The organism is Microcella daejeonensis, assembly GCF_026625045.1.
GTDB lineage: Bacteria > Actinomycetota > Actinomycetes > Actinomycetales > Microbacteriaceae > Microcella > Microcella daejeonensis.
Map to the genome: position 1 here is coordinate 2393826 of NZ_CP113089.1, position 14458 is coordinate 2408283.

Here is a 14458-nt window from a genome sequence, read left to right on the forward strand (position 1 = left end):
TGTCCCGCGCTCGCTACGCTCGGCAGCATGACGATCGAGGTCGAGCGCACCGACGAGAGCGAAGCATTCGCGGCGCTGCTCCTCTCCAGCGGACTCGTGACGGAGCAGACGCTCGAGTTCGCCCGAGCCGTGAAGAGCCGTACGGGTGCGCGCATCGATGAGGTGCTCATCAGTCAGGGTCTGCTCGACACCGAGTCGCTCCTGATCGCCGAGGCCGAGGCGTGGGGCATCCTGCCCGTCGACCTGCCCGAGGTGAAGTTCGACGACGAGCTCGTGCGACGGCAGTCCGGGCAGACCTACCTCTCCGAGAACTGGATGCCCCTCCGGCGCGCAGCGGACGGCACCGTGTACGTCGCCACGAGCCGCGGCGTCGCTCCCGAGCGCATCGCGCGAATCCGCAGCGCCCTCGGCGAGGAGCGCATCCGCATGGTCGCGACCACGTCGTGGGACATCAAGAACGCCGTCCTCCGGCTCTTCCGCAACGAGATCGCCGATGACGCCGCGAACGAGCTGTGGCGGCAGAACCCGGCGATGTCGGCGCGCATCACCTTCAGCCGGGGCCAGAAGGTCGCCGGCATCGTCTCCGCGATCGTGCTCGTCGCGCTCGCGGTCATCTGGCCCGTGCAGGTCGCGATCGGTCTCCTCACCGCGATGAGCCTGATCTTCCTCGCCGGCACGAGCTTCAAGTTCCTGGTCGCGATGCGCGGGGCGCGGTACGACGTCGTGGAGCGGGTCTCCGCGGCCGAGGTCGATGCGCTGCAGGACGTCGACCTGCCCCGCTACACGGTGCTGGTGCCGGTGTTCCGCGAGGCCAACATCGTCGGCCAGCTCATCAGGAACCTGGGAGGGCTCGACTACCCGACCGAGAAGCTCGAGGTGCTCATCCTGATCGAGGAGGAGGACGACGAGACCCGCGAGGCGGTGGAGCGCTCCGACCCGCCCCCGCACTTCCGCATCGTCACCATCCCCAAGGGGCAGCCGCAGACGAAGCCCCGGGCCTGCAACGTCGGGCTCTTCTTCGCCACCGGCGACCTGCTGGTGATCTACGACGCCGAGGACACGCCCGACCCCGATCAGCTGAAGAAGGCCGTCGTCGCCTTCGAGCGCGGCGGCGACAAGACCGTCTGCGTGCAGGCGTCGTTGAACTACTTCAACGACACCGAGAACGCGCTCACGCGCATGTTCACGCTCGAGTACAGCTACTGGTTCGACTACATGCTCGCCGGCCTCGACCTCGGCGACCTCCCCATCCCGCTCGGCGGCACCTCGAATCACTTCCGCACCTCGGCGCTCGTCGAGCTCGGCGGTTGGGACCCGTACAACGTCACGGAGGACGCCGACCTCGGAATCCGCGCCAGCGCTCTGGGCTACCGGGTGGGCGTGATCAACTCCACGACGATGGAGGAGGCCAACACCTCGATCCCCAACTTCGTGCGGCAGCGCTCGCGCTGGATCAAGGGCTACATGCAGACGACGCTCGTGCACGCGCGCCAGCCGATGGCGATCATCCGCGAGATCGGGCTGCGCCGCTTCCTGGCCTTCGTGCTGCTCATCGCCGGCACGCCGCTGACCTTCCTCGGGGTCATCCCCTTCTACACGATCACGGCGATCACGCTCTTCCTGCCGATGGAGTGGGTGCAGCCGTTCTTCCCGCTCTGGCTCATCTGGCTGACGCTGCTCAACTTCGTGATCGGCAACGTGATCATGATCTACCTCTCGATGATGGGCCCCTACAAGCGGGGCACCTTCCATCTCGTCCTCTGGGCGCTGCTGAACCCCGTCTACTGGCTGCTGCACTCGGTCGCCTCGTACAAGGCGCTCTGGCAGCTGCTGACCAAGCCCCACTACTGGGAGAAGACCGAGCACGGATTGACGACGCATGTCCAGCACGCCGACTGACGCCACGGTCGTCGAGGAGTCCCCGCTGCGGAGCCGGCATCTGCGCGCCCCCCGCCGGGCCCGCACGCGGCTCGATCCCTTCCCGCGCTCGACGACGGCCCGGTGGATGCTCCGCCTCGCCTTCTCCCTCCCGATCGCGCTCCTCGTGGTGCTCGATCAGCTCGGCCCCCCGCTGACCGGCAGCCCCAACGCTCGACTGATCGAGACGGTGGCCGGGATCGAATGGACCCGCGGCGACGCCCAGTGGCTCAGCTCGCTCTACCCGCACGTGACGGTGCTGCTCGCCTCGGCGAACCCGCTCGGGCGTCTCGGCCTGGGGCTCGTCGCGGCGATCGCCGCCGGATTCCTGCTGCAGAAGGTGTGCGAGATCATCGCGCAGCGCTCGATCCCGCGCTCCACGGGCACGATCCTCGTCATCGCGCTCGCGGCGAATCCCCTGTTCGCGTACTTCGCGACGGAGAACCTCGCCGGATTCCTCGCGCTGACGTTCTTCGCCCTGGCGATCGCCGATCTGGTGCGGTTCGTCAACTGGGGCAACACCGAGTCGGGGTTCCGCGCGGGTCTGCTGCTCATGCTGTCGGTGCTGAGCGATCCGACGGGGGTGCTCTTCGCGACGGTGGCGGTGCTCGCCTCGCCGTTCCTGCGCCACGGGCGGCCCCCCGCCCGCGGCCTCCGTGCGGCGAACATGCTCGTCATCGCGTTCCCGTCGATCGGGGCCTTCGTCACGGTGTCGGCGCTGTCGCTCCTGTTCTTCGGGACGACGGCCTTCGACGGTCTCGGGGCCGTGCTCGACGGCGTCCCCGAGCGCGCGACGCAGCTGGCCGCCAGCTACAGCTCGCCGACCGGGCTGCTCCTCGCCGCCCCGGTGCTGAGCGCGTGGCTCGTCGCGGCGATCGTGCGCCGCCCCGTGGCGATCCCGCTGTCGGTCGTGGTCTTCCTGCTGCTGAACGCCGCCTTCCTGCTGGGGATGATCGCGCCGGGGTCGGCCGGGGTGACCTTCACCCTGCTGACGATCCTCGCGATCGCCCTCATCCCCGCCGCCCGCACCCTGCGGCAGAACCTGCTCGTCGACCTCGTGGCGGTGGTGCAGATCGCGATCGCCTGGACGGCAGCGCTCGACCGCCCGATCGTCGTCGAGTGGATGACCGGCATCGGGTCGAACGTCGCCGCCCTGCTCGGCTGAGCGCGCGCGTCCACCCTCAGGCGCGCCGGTAGGCTCGTACGGTCCCTGCCGCCAGCACTGAGGAGCACCGTGTCCGAGCCCGTCGCCGAGCATCCCGCCGCCCCCGCACCCGAGGGCGCGCCGGCCGAGACGACCGCACCGGGCCCCGTCACCGCGACGGAGGAGACCGACGGCTTCGGCCTCTTCGCGGACCGCTCGGTGGTCGCGATGCGCATCGACGGCGAGCTGCGCGATCTCGCCGCGCGCGTGCAGCCGGGCACGGTCGTCGAGCCGGTCACGATCTCCTCGCCCGACGGCCTCGCGATCCTGCGCCACTCGGCCGCGCACGTGCTCGCGCAGGCGGTGCAGCAGATCAACCCCGAGGCGCGGCTCGGCATCGGGCCGCCCATCACCGACGGCTTCTACTACGACTTCGACGTCGCCGAGCCCTTTACGCCCGAGCAGCTCAAGGAGCTCACGAAGGCCATGGAGCGGATCATCCGCCAGGGCCAGCGCTTCGTGCGCCGGGTCGTCACCGAGGAGGAGGCGCGCGCGGAGCTCGCCGACGAGCCCTACAAGCTCGAGCTCATCGGGCTCAAGGGCGCGGCGTCCGAGGGCGCCGACGGCGAGAGCGTCGAGGTCGGGGGAGCCGAGCTGACGATCTACGACAACGTCGATCCGCGCTCGGGCGAGGTGCACTGGAAGGACCTGTGCCGCGGCCCGCACCTGCCCAGCACGCGCATGATCGGCAACGGCTTCGCCCTGCAGCGCGTCGCGGCCGCCTACTGGCGCGGGTCGGAGAAGAACCCGCAGCTGCAGCGCATCTACGGCACCGCATGGCCGACGAAGGACGAGCTGCGCGCGTTCCAGGCGCGGCTCGAGGAGGCGGCCAAGCGCGATCACCGCAAGCTCGGCGTCGAGCTCGACCTGTTCTCCTTCCCCGACGAGATCGGCTCGGGCCTCGCGGTGTTCCACCCCAAGGGCGGCATCATCCGCGCCGAGATCGAGGACTACATGCGCGAGCGCCTCGTCGAGAACGGCTACGAGCTCGTCTACTCGCCGCACATCACCAAGGGGCAGCTGTTCGAGACGAGCGGCCACCTGCAGTGGTACGAGGACGGCATGTTCCCGGCGATGCACCTCGACGAGGAGCGCGACGCCGAGGGCAACGTCACGCGGCAGGGGCAGAACTACTACCTCAAGCCGATGAACTGCCCGTTCCACAACCTGATCTTCCGCGCGCGCGGCCGCAGCTACCGCGAGCTGCCGCTGCGGCTCGCCGAGTTCGGCACCGTCTACCGCTACGAGAAGAGCGGCACGCTCTCCGGGCTCACCCGCGTGCGCGGCCTCACGCAGGATGACGCGCACATCTACGTCACGCCCGATCAGGTCAAGGCCGAGGTGGCGAGCCAGCTGCAGTTCGTGCTCGAGACCCTGCGGGGCTACGGCCTCGACGACTTCTACCTCGAGCTCTCGACGAAGAACCCGGAGAAGTACGTCGGCGACGACGCGGTCTGGGATCAGGCGACCGACACGCTGCGCGAGGTCGCGGTCGAATCGGGACTCGAGCTCGTGCCCGACCCCGGGGGAGCGGCCTTCTACGGCCCGAAGATCTCGGTGCAGGCCCGCGACGCCATCGGCCGCACCTGGCAGCTCTCGACCGTGCAGCTCGACTTCAACCAGCCCGAGCGCTTCGACCTGCAGTACACGGCCACCGACGGCACGCGCCAGCAGCCCGTCATGATCCACCGCGCGCTGCTCGGCTCGATCGAGCGTTTCTTCGCCATCCTGCTCGAGCACTACGCGGGCGCCTTCCCGGCATGGCTCGCCCCCGAGCAGGTCGTCGGCATCCCCGTCGCGGAGGATCACGCCGAGCACCTCGAGGAGGTCATCGCCCAGCTGCGCGCCGCGGGCGTGCGCGCGCACGTCGACCGCTCCGACGACCGCATGCAGAAGAAGATCCGCACCCACACCACGGGCAAGGTGCCGTACCTCCTGCTCGCGGGCGCGGAGGACGTCGCGAACGGCGCCGTGAGCTTCCGCTTCCGCGACGGCACCCAGGTCAACGGGGTGCCCGTCGCCGAGGCCGTCGCGCGCATCACGAGCACGATCGCCTCGCGGTCGGCCGAGCTGTAGGCGGGCATCCACGATGACCGACATGGATGCCCCGCACCCGTCGCTCGACGGCGTCGAGGCCGAGCGGGGCGCCGGCTTCGCCGCCGTGCCCGACGCGTTCCAGCGGCTGTGGACCCCGCATCGCCTGGTCTACATCGAGAACGGCCAGCAGCCGGATGACGACGCGTGCCCGTTCTGCCGCGCCCCCGAGATGGAGGACGAGAACGCGCTCATCGTGGCGCGCGGCGAGCACGCCTACGTGCTGCTGAACCTGTACCCCTACAACAGCGGGCATCTGCTGGTCTGCCCGTACCGCCACATCGCGACGTACGACGAGGCGAGCCCCGCGGAGGTCGCCGAGATCGGCTCCCTCACGCAGACGGCCATGCGGGTGCTCACGGAGACGGCGCACTGCCAGGGCTTCAACATCGGCATGAACCAGGGCCGCATCGCCGGCGCCGGCATCGCCGCCCACCTGCACCAGCACATCGTGCCGCGCTGGGCGCTCGACTCGAACTTCTTCCCCATCATCGCGGGCACGAAGGCCGTTCCGCGGCTGCTGGGGGAGGTGCGCGACGAGATCGCGCGCGCCTGGCCCTCAGACAGCGCGCAGTAGACTCGCTCCGCCGCCACGCACACCACTTCCGCGCGCGATCCGCGCGCGTCTGACAGCGCCGCCCGCCGGCGCGGATGAAAGGGCACACACGCAATGAGCGAGAACACCTCCTCGGGCATCCAGGGCACTCCCCGCGTCAAGCGCGGCCTCGCCGACATGCTCAAGGGCGGCGTGATCATGGACGTCGTCAACGCCGAGCAGGCGCGCATCGCCGAGGACGCGGGCGCCGTCGCCGTCATGGCCCTCGAGCGCGTGCCGGCCGACATCCGCGCCCAGGGCGGCGTGGCCCGCATGAGCGACCCCGACCTGATCGACGAGATCATCGCGACCGTCTCCATCCCCGTCATGGCGAAGGCCCGCATCGGCCACTTCGTCGAGGCGCAGGTGCTGCAGTCGCTCGGCGTCGACTACATCGACGAGTCGGAGGTGCTGAGCCCGGCCGACTACGTCAACCACATCGAGAAGCAGGACTTCACGGTGCCCTTCGTCTGCGGCGCCACCAACCTCGGCGAGGCCCTGCGCCGCATCACCGAGGGCGCGGCGATGATCCGCTCGAAGGGCGAGGCCGGCACGGGCGACGTCTCCGAGGCGACCAAGCACATCCGCACCATCCTCGGCGAGATCCGCGCCCTCTCGGCGAAGACCCCCGACGAGTGGTACGTCGCCGCCAAGGAGCTGCAGGCGCCGTACGACCTCGTCGCCGAGGTCGCCCAGACCGGCAAGCTGCCCGTCGTGCTGTTCACCGCGGGCGGCGTCGCCACCCCCGCCGACGCCGCGATGATGATGCAGCTGGGCGCCGACGGCGTCTTCGTCGGCTCGGGCGTCTTCAAGTCGGGCAACCCCGCTGCGCGCGCCGCCGCGATCGTCAAGGCGACCGCCGCGTACGAGGACGCCGATGTCATCGCCGAGGCCTCCCGCGGTCTGGGCGAGGCCATGGTCGGCATCAACGTCGCCGACCTGCCGGCTCCGCACCGCCTCGCCGAGCGTGGCTGGTAGCACCCCGCCCGTCACCGTCGGCGTCCTCGCCCTGCAGGGCGACGTGCGCGAGCACCTCACGGTGCTGCGCACCCTGCAGGTCGAGGCCGTCGAGGTGCGCCGCGCCGCCGACCTCGAGCGCGTCGACGGCCTGGTGATCCCGGGCGGCGAGTCGAGCGTCATGGACAAGCTCGTGCGGCTCTTCGATCTGCAGGGGCCGCTGCGGCGCCGCATCGCTGAGGGGATGCCCGTCTACGGCACCTGCGCCGGGCTCATCATGCTCGCCGACACGATCGAGAACCCCATCGTCGGGCAGCAGTCGCTCGGCGGGCTGGACGCCGTGGTGCGCCGCAACGCCTTCGGCTCGCAGCTCGACTCCTTCGAGACCGACCTCGCCGTGCCCGCCCTCGGCGACGAGCCCGTGCACGCGACGTTCATCCGGGCCCCCGTCGTGGAGAGCGTCGGCCCGTCGGTGGAGGTGCTCGCCCGGCTCGACGACGGCCGCATCGTCGCCGTCGAGCAGGGTCCGCTCCTCGGCACCTCCTTCCACCCCGAGGTCGAGGGGGAGGACCGCTTCCACCGCCGTTTCCTCGAGAAGGTGCGCACCGCCGCCGCGTCGCGCCGCTGACCCGCGCCCCGCGGGGCACCATGGGCTCGTGCAGCTCTACTCGGACTACCCCCGTCGGCGCACGGCGCAGATCGTCGCCGATGCGCTCGCCCTCCTGATCGTCGTCGTCGCCGCGTCGAGCGCCGTGGCGGTCGCCGCCGCGATCCGGGCCCTCGCGCAGTTCGGGCGGGATCTCGAGGCGGCGGGCGGCTCGTTCCGCGAGGGGCTCGGCGATGCGGCGGACCAGCTCGGCGGCGTGCCGATCATCGGCGAGGGCATCCGGGCGCCCCTCGATGCGGCCGCCGGTGCCGGGGGAGCGGTCGTCGACGCCGGTCGCGGCCAGCAGCAGCTCGTCGAGTCGGTCGCGCAGGTGCTCGGTGCGGTGACGCTCATCGTGCCGCTGCTGCTGCTCGCCATCGTGTGGCTGTGGCCCCGGGTGCGCTTCGTGCGCCGCGCCGGTCGGGTGCGCCGGATGCTCGCCGCGGGCCTCGGCGCCGACACCCTCGCCGCGCGCGCCGTCGCGACCGCGCCGCTGCGTCGGCTGACGGCCGTGCATCCCGACCCCGGGTCGGCCTACCGGCAGGGGGATCCGCGCGTGATCCGCGCCCTCGCCGCCCTGGAGCTCGAGCGCGCCGGCATCCGCGCGAACGCCCTGCCCTAGACTGGGGCGGTTGTCCCCCAGCGCTGAAGGAGCCCCATGTCCGGCCATTCCAAGTGGGCGACGACGAAGCACAAGAAGGCGATCATCGACAGCCGCCGTGCCAAGTCGTTCGCGAAGCTCATCAAGAACATCGAGGTCGCCGCGAAGATCGGCGGCGCCGACCTGAACGGCAATCCGACGCTCGTCGACGCCGTGCAGAAGGCCAAGAAGACCTCGGTGCCGAACGACAACATCGATCGCGCCATCAAGCGCGGCGCCGGCCTCACCGGCGACGCCGTCGACTACCAGACGATCATGTACGAGGGCTACGGCCCCGGCGGGCTCGCGCTGCTCATCGAGTGCCTCACCGACAACCGCAACCGCGCGGCGGCCGAGGTGCGCACGGCCATGAGCCGCAACGGCGGCACGATGGCCGACCCCGGCAGCGTCGCCTACAACTTCGCCCGCAAGGGCGTCATCTCGATCACGAAGACCGACGCCGTCACCGAGGACGACATCCTGCTCGCCGTCCTCGACGCCGGCGCCGAGGAGGTCATCGACCAGGGCGGCGGCTTCGAGGTCGTCACCGACCCGTCGCAGCTCACGGCCGCCCGCGCCGCGCTCACCGAGGCCGGCATCGAGTACGACGAGGCCGAGGCCGAGTTCGTCGCGAGCGTGCAGATCGAGGCCGACGCCGAGACCGCGCGCAAGCTCTTCCGCCTCGTCGACGCGATGGACGAGCTCGACGACGTGCAGAACGTCTACACGAACGTCTCCCTCACCCCCGAGGTGCGCGCCGCGCTCGACGACGACGAGGAGTAGGCCCTCGTGGCGGCCCTGCGGGTGCTCGGCGTCGATCCGGGGCTGACGCGCTGCGGCGTCGGCGTGGTCGACATCGCGGCCGACCGCGGGGCGACCCTCGTGCACGTCAGCGTCATCCGCACCGATCCGGCGACTCCGCTCGAGCAGCGCGTGCTGGCGATCGCCGAGGGGGTCGCGGCCCTGCTCGACGAGCACGCCCCGCACGTCGTCGCCCTCGAGCGCGTCTTCGCGCAGAACAACGTGCGCACGGTGATGGGCACCGCCCAGGCGAGCGGCGTCGTGCTGAGCGCCGCCGCCGCGCGCGGCCTCGCGGTGGCCCTGCACACGCCGAGCGAGGTGAAGGCCGCCGTCACCGGGCACGGCGGCGCCGACAAGAAGCAGGTCACGGCCATGGTGCAGCGCATCCTGCGACTGGATGCCCCGCCGACGCCCGCCGACGCCGCCGACGCCCTCGCCCTCGCCATCTGCCACGGCTGGCGCCGCGGGGCGGTCGCCCCCGCCGGCGCCGAGGGGTCGGATCGGCTCACGCCCGCCCAGCGCGCGTGGCGCGCCGCCGAGAAGTCGGCGGCCGCCCCTAGGGTCGAGAGGTGATCGCCAGCCTTCGCGGAACCCTCGTCTCGCTCGGGCAGTCCCGCGCCGTCGTCGAGGTGAACGGCATCGGCTACGCGGTCTCGATCTCCGAGCGGCACGCCCTCGAGCTGCGTCTCGGCGAGACGGTGCAGCTGCGCACGGCGATGATCGTGCGCGAGGACGACATCAGTCTCTTCGGCTTCGTCGACGAGCTCGAGCTCGGCCTGTTCGATCTGCTGCGCACGGTCGGCGGCGTCGGCCCGAAGTCGGCGCTCGGGGTGCTCGGGCAGATGGAGCCTGCGGCGATCGCCCACGCCATCGCGGCGGGCGACGACGCCCCGTTCCGCAAGGTCACCGGCATCGGGCCGAAGACCGCCAAGCTCATCGTCGTGACGCTCGCCGGCAAGGTCGTGGCGCCGGCGGGGCCGACCCCGGCGCGAGGCGCTCCGGCCCCGAGCGCCTCGGCCCGCACCGCCGCCGCGCTCGTCGAGGCCCTCACGGGGCTCGGCTGGCCCGAGCGCAGCGCCATCGAGGCCGCCGAGACCGTGCTCAACGCCGAGGCCGGTGCCGAGTCGCAGCCGCTGCCCGCGCTGCTGCGGCGCGCCCTCGCCGAGCTCGGGCCCCGGGCATCCCGCCCCGATGACCGCGGGGCGCGCTCATGAGCGACGAGATCCTGCGGCCGGATGCCGACGACACCGAGCTCGCCTTCGAGGGCGCGCTGCGGCCGCAGAGCCTCGGCGAGTTCGTCGGCCAGCAGAAGGTGCGCCGCCAGCTGCAGCTGCTGCTCGAGGCGGCCACGCTGCAGAACCGCGCGCCCGACCACATCCTGCTCGCCGGCCCGCCCGGGCTCGGCAAGACGACCCTCGCGATGATCGTCGCCCACGAGGGCCGCCGCCCGCTGCGCATGACGAGCGGTCCGGCCATCCAGCACGCGGGGGACCTCGCCGCCGTGCTCTCCTCCCTCACGCCGGGGGAGGTGCTCTTCATCGACGAGATCCACCGCATGGCCCGCTCTGCGGAGGAGATGCTGTACCTCGCGATGGAGGACTTCCGCGTCGACATCATGGTCGGCAAGGGGGCGGGGGCGACGAGCATCCCGCTCGAGCTCGCGCCGTTCACCCTCGTCGGGGCGACGACCCGCTCGGGCCTCCTTCCCAACCCGCTGCGCGACCGCTTCGGCTTCACCGCGCACCTCGAGTTCTACGAGCCGGGCGAGCTGTTCCGCGTCATCGAGCGGGCCGCGACGCTGCTGCGCCTCGACGTCGACGGGGATGCCCTGCACGAGATCAGTGGACGCAGCCGGGGCACCCCCCGCATCGCCAACCGGCTCCTGCGCCGCGTGCGCGACTACGCCCTCGTGCACGGCGGGCGCGCGGATCGCACGGCGGTGCGCGCGGCGCTCGAGCTCTACGACGTCGACGAGCAGGGTCTCGACCGGCTCGACCGCGCCGTGCTGCACGTCATCGTCGACCGCTTCGCCGGGGGCCCCGTCGGCCTCTCGACCCTCGCCGTGTCGGTGGGGGAGGAGGCGGAGACGATCGAGGCCGTGGTGGAGCCGTTCCTCGTGCGATCCGGCCTGCTGGCGCGCACCCCGCGCGGTCGCGTCGCGACCGCCGAGGCCTGGCGGCATCTCGGCCGCGAGCCCGGGGCGGCCGCGGGGCATGACCTATAGTTGACCGCAGGTCGCACCGGAGCATCCATCGCGTGCAGGTGCCCGCCGTCACGGCACGACCGCCGACATCCTCGAAAGGCCCCACCCCATGGATCCGTTGACCATCGTCATGCTGGCCGTCCTGGCCCTCCTGATCTTCTTCATGTTCCGCAACTCGAAGAAGCGCAAGGAGGAGATGGCCAAGCTGCAGGACAAGATGGTCCCCGGCGCGGAGATCATGACCAACTTCGGCCTCTTCGGCACGCTCGTCTCGGTCGACGAGGAGAACAACGTCGCCGTGATCGAGACCGCCCCCGGCAGCACCGTGCGCGTGCACCGTCAGACGCTGGCGCGCGTCGTCGAGGACGACGAGGCCCTGGTCGCCGGTGACGACGACGTCGACGCCGTCGAGCACGAGGCCCCGCAGCTGAACGTGTCGAGCGTCGACCCCGCCGTCGACGAGAAGCGCTCGGGCGACAAGTAGCCCCGACCGCTCCGCGGCGCGACCGTCACTGCACGGTGCGCCCTTCCGATCCTGCAGAAATGAGTTCCTGAGGTGGCACGAAGCACTCCCGAGCGCAAAGCCCTGCGCTCCCTGGTCTGGCTGCTCGTCATCATCGTCGCCCTCATCGGCGCCAACGGTGCGAGCGTGGCCTTCAACAACGGGGAGTGGACGCCCAAGCTCGCCCTCGACCTCGAGGGCGGCACGCAGCTGATCCTCGAGGCGCAGCTCGAGTCCGGCGCGCAGCCCTCGCAGGAGCAGATGGACCAGGCGGTCGGGATCATCCGGCAGCGGGTCGACGCGGCCGGGGTGAGCGAGTCGGAGATCAACACCCAGGGCGGCACGAACATCGTCGTGTCGATCCCCGGCACTCCCGACGAGGCCACCCTCGAGCGCATCCGCCGCTCGGCGCAGCTCGAGTTCCGCGCCGTTCTCGCCGCCGATCTCGCCTCGACCGACACGCTGGGCGAGGAGGGCGCCGAGGGCACCGATCCGAGCGCGAGCCCGAGCCCCGGGGCGAGCGACGCCGCAACCGACCCGGCGGCCGAGGCGAGCGACCCGGCCGCGACCGACACGGCCGCGTCGGAGAGCCCCGCCACCGAGGAGCCGCTTCCGACGCCGAGCGTCGAGCCGACGGACGCGAGCGACCCGAACTGGATCACCCCGGAGCTGCAGGAGCGGTTCGACTCCTTCGACTGCGCGACCGTCGACGAGGCGGGCACCAACATCGCTCCCCGTGACGAGCCGCTCATCACCTGCGAGAACGACACGATCAAGTACATCCTCGGACCGGTCGAGGTGACCGGTGAGGCGATCGACGGCGCCACCGCCGGCCTCGTCCCCTCGTCGACGGGAGCCACCACCAACGAGTGGGGCGTCTTCATCGACTTCGACTCCGAGGGCACGCAGCAGTTCCGCGAGGTCACCGAGCGGCTCGTCACCCTGCAGGGCGTGCGCAACCAGTTCGCGATCGTGCTCGACGGCCGGGTCATCAGCGCTCCGCAGACCATCAGCGCCATCACCGACGGCTCGCCGCAGATCTCGGGCAGCTTCGACCAGGAGAGCTCGCAGACCCTCGCCGACCAGCTGCGCTTCGGCGCCCTGCCGATCGGCTTCGAGCTGCAGTCGAGCGAGAACATCTCCGCGACCCTCGGCATCTCCCAGCTGCAGAGCGGCGTCATCGCCGGTCTCATCGGTCTGCTGCTCGTCGTGCTGTACGCCTTCGCGCAGTACCGGGCTCTCGGCGGCGTGACGGTCGCCTCGCTCATGATCGCCGGCGTCCTGACCTACCTGGTGATCACCTACCTCTCGAACGAGTCCGGATACCGGCTCTCGCTCGCCGGCGTCGCGGGTCTGATCATCTCGGTGGGCGTCATCGCCGACTCGTTCATCGTGTACTTCGAGCGCATCCGCGACGAGCTGCGCGACGGACGCCGCGTCGACGGCGCCGTCGAGGCCGGATGGCGTCGCGCCTTCCGCACCATCGTCATCTCCGACGTCATCAACGTCATCGCCGCGATCGTGCTGTTCGTGCTCGCGGTCGGCAACGTGCGCGGATTCGCCTTCACCCTCGGGATCATCACGGTCATCGACCTCGTCGTCGTCGCCCTGTTCACCCACCCGCTCATGCAGCTCGTCGCGCGCACTCCCTTCTTCACCAACGGGCACCGCCTGAGCGGCCTGGACCCGAAGGCCCTCGGAGCCGTCTACCGCGGCCGGGCGCAGTTCCGACCCCTGGCCGAGGTCGGCGCGACGAAGAAGTCATCGAGCAGCCGTGAGGCGCAGCGTCGCCAGACGATCGCGGAGCGCAAGGCCGCGCAGGACCGCGGCGAAGGGACGGACGCCTGATGAGCAGGTTCACCACATTCGGCAACGACCTCTACACCGGGGCGCGATCGATCGACTTCGTGGGGCGGCGCACGCTCTGGTACTCGATCGCCGGGGTGCTCATCGTGCTCACGGTGCTCATCACCGTGCTGCGCGGCGGATTCAACCCGGGCATCGAGTTCCGGGGAGGGTCGGAGTTCCGCGTCTCCTCGGTGGCGGAGGCCGCGGCCGATCCCGTTGCGGCGACGGCGCAGGGCGAGGAGGTCGTCGCCGAGCTCGTCGACGGGTCGAGCCCGCGCGTGTCGATCGTGGGCGGCGACTCGGTGCGCATCCAGACCGAGCAGCTCACCCCCGAGGAGACCCTGCAGGTGCAGGCCGCCCTCGCCGAGTCCTTCGACGTCGCCCCCGACGCGGTCAGCGCCTCGTTCATCGGCGCGACCTGGGGAGCCGACATCACCCGGCAGGCGCTGATCGCGCTCGTGGTGTTCCTGACCCTCGCGAGCCTCGTGCTCGCGGTCTACTTCCGCACCTGGAAGATGTCGGTCGCGGCGCTGATCGCCCTGGCCCACGACCTCGTGCTGACCGCGGGCATCTACGGCGTGTTCGGCTTCGAGATCACGCCCGCGGCGGTGATCGGCTTCCTCACCATCCTCGGCTACTCGCTCTATGACACCGTCGTCGTCTTCGACAAGGTGCGCGAGAACACGAGCGAGGACGGCGTGGAGTCCCGGCGCACCTTCGCGCAGTCGGTGAACCTCGCGGTCAACCAGACCCTCGTGCGCTCCATCAACACGTCGATCATCGCGACGCTGCCGGTCGCGGCCATCCTCATCATCGGGGCGCTGCTGCTCGGAGCCGGCACGCTGTTCGACATCGCGCTCGCGCTGTTCGTCGGCACGATCGTCGGCACGTACTCCTCGATCTTCATCGCGGCCCCTCTGTACGTGCATCTGCGCCAGAACGAGCCCGAGGTGCAGAAGCAGGGTGCTCGCACCCAGCGCGTGCTGAACGACTCCGGCGCCGTCCGCTGAGCCCGAGCGCACAGCGACCCCGGCGTAGGATCGCGCTGAAG

14 protein-coding genes are annotated in these 14458 nt (G+C 71.1%); all 14 read left to right on the forward strand.

Translation table 11 applies throughout. From position 1 onward, the window contains the following. Positions 1-27 precede the first annotated feature (27 nt). The 14 genes from OVN18_RS11560 (at position 28) to secF (ending at position 14417) form a co-directional block, all read left to right on the forward strand. The gene (locus OVN18_RS11560; RefSeq protein WP_267737172.1) at positions 28-1899 is read left to right on the forward strand and encodes a glycosyltransferase; all 1872 of its coding nucleotides are present in this window, start codon (positions 28-30) and stop codon (positions 1897-1899) included. Further along, positions 1880-3082 carry a hypothetical protein gene (locus tag OVN18_RS11565; protein WP_267780924.1) on the forward strand — a complete coding sequence of 401 codons (1203 nt, stop codon included), beginning with the start codon at positions 1880-1882 and terminating at the stop codon, positions 3080-3082. Before OVN18_RS11560 ends, OVN18_RS11565 begins: the two co-directional genes overlap by 20 nt. A 207-nt stretch (positions 3083-3289) precedes the next feature. Next, positions 3290-5197, forward strand: a complete 1908-nt coding sequence (gene thrS, locus OVN18_RS11570) for a threonine--tRNA ligase (RefSeq protein ID WP_267783029.1) — start codon at positions 3290-3292, stop codon at positions 5195-5197. 22 nt (positions 5198-5219) lie between these two features. Continuing rightward, positions 5220-5792: an HIT family protein gene (locus OVN18_RS11575; protein ID WP_267783031.1), complete on the forward strand. Its 573-nt coding sequence runs from the start codon at positions 5220-5222 to the stop codon at positions 5790-5792. Between the two features lie 93 nt (positions 5793-5885). Then, positions 5886-6788: a pyridoxal 5'-phosphate synthase lyase subunit PdxS gene (gene pdxS / locus OVN18_RS11580; RefSeq protein ID WP_267780925.1), complete on the forward strand. Its 903-nt coding sequence runs from the start codon at positions 5886-5888 to the stop codon at positions 6786-6788. Beyond that, positions 6778-7395 carry a pyridoxal 5'-phosphate synthase glutaminase subunit PdxT gene (pdxT, locus tag OVN18_RS11585; RefSeq protein WP_267737174.1) on the forward strand — a complete coding sequence of 206 codons (618 nt, stop codon included), beginning with the start codon at positions 6778-6780 and terminating at the stop codon, positions 7393-7395. Before pdxS ends, pdxT begins: the two co-directional genes overlap by 11 nt. Positions 7396-7423: 28 nt before the next feature. Next, complete coding sequence (locus tag OVN18_RS11590) at positions 7424-8035, forward strand: hypothetical protein (protein WP_267780926.1); 612 nt, start codon at positions 7424-7426, stop codon at positions 8033-8035. A 36-nt stretch (positions 8036-8071) separates the two neighbouring features. After that, positions 8072-8836 carry a YebC/PmpR family DNA-binding transcriptional regulator gene (locus OVN18_RS11595; protein WP_267737176.1) on the forward strand — a complete coding sequence of 255 codons (765 nt, stop codon included), beginning with the start codon at positions 8072-8074 and terminating at the stop codon, positions 8834-8836. A 6-nt stretch (positions 8837-8842) separates the two neighbouring features. Continuing rightward, entirely contained in the window at positions 8843-9427 is a 585-nt protein-coding gene (gene ruvC / locus OVN18_RS11600) for a crossover junction endodeoxyribonuclease RuvC (RefSeq protein WP_267737177.1), read from the forward strand. Next, on the forward strand, positions 9424-10068 hold the full coding sequence (ruvA, locus tag OVN18_RS11605; RefSeq protein WP_267780927.1) for a Holliday junction branch migration protein RuvA: 645 nt from the start codon (positions 9424-9426) through the stop codon (positions 10066-10068). The genes ruvC and ruvA overlap by 4 nt, the downstream gene beginning before the upstream one ends. After that, positions 10065-11078 carry a Holliday junction branch migration DNA helicase RuvB gene (gene ruvB, locus OVN18_RS11610; protein WP_267780928.1) on the forward strand — a complete coding sequence of 338 codons (1014 nt, stop codon included), beginning with the start codon at positions 10065-10067 and terminating at the stop codon, positions 11076-11078. Before ruvA ends, ruvB begins: the two co-directional genes overlap by 4 nt. Before the next feature lie 88 nt (positions 11079-11166). Continuing rightward, entirely contained in the window at positions 11167-11541 is a 375-nt protein-coding gene (gene yajC, locus OVN18_RS11615) for a preprotein translocase subunit YajC (RefSeq protein ID WP_267780930.1), read from the forward strand. A 72-nt stretch (positions 11542-11613) separates the two neighbouring features. Further along, positions 11614-13407, forward strand: coding sequence for a protein translocase subunit SecD (gene secD, locus OVN18_RS11620; protein ID WP_267780932.1), 1794 nt, complete (start codon positions 11614-11616; stop codon positions 13405-13407). Then, positions 13407-14417 carry a protein translocase subunit SecF gene (gene secF, locus OVN18_RS11625; RefSeq protein WP_267780933.1) on the forward strand — a complete coding sequence of 337 codons (1011 nt, stop codon included), beginning with the start codon at positions 13407-13409 and terminating at the stop codon, positions 14415-14417. Before secD ends, secF begins: the two co-directional genes overlap by 1 nt. The last annotated feature ends 41 nt before the right edge of the window (positions 14418-14458 follow it).